Below are 373 nucleotides of genomic sequence, written 5' to 3'. Positions count from 1 at the left end.
GAAGGTCCGCAACGTCAAGCCTTTGTGGTCGCGCTTCGGCACCATCCTCGGCGTCGGCCTCGGCGGCCTCGACATGTGGCTCAACACGCTGTTCGGCGTGTCGCCCTTCGGCACGCTCAGGCACGGCAAGACCGACGCCCAGTCGCTCGAGCCGGCGGCCAAGCACAGCAAGATCGACTATCCCAAGCCCGACGGCGTGCTCACCTTCGACCGCCTGTCGTCGGTGTTCTTGTCCAACACCAACCACGAGGAGAACCAGCCGGTTCACCTCCAGGTCAGGGACATGGAGCTGCAGAAGCGCTCGGAATACGGCGTCTTTGCCGGCCCGTCGAGCCGCTACTGCCCGGCCGGCGTCTACGAATGGGTCGATGCC

Annotated in this window: 1 protein-coding gene; it reads left to right on the top strand. The window is 65.7% G+C overall.

The genetic code is table 11. From position 1 onward, the window contains the following. The coding region (locus ASC75_RS26805; protein ID WP_244487909.1) for a 4Fe-4S dicluster domain-containing protein at positions 1 to 373 on the top strand (373 nt) is incomplete at both ends.

The organism is Aminobacter sp. DSM 101952 (assembly GCF_001424795.1).
Lineage (GTDB): Bacteria > Pseudomonadota > Alphaproteobacteria > Rhizobiales > Rhizobiaceae > Aminobacter > Aminobacter aganoensis.
This window is presented reverse-complemented; position numbering and strand designations above follow the sequence as displayed.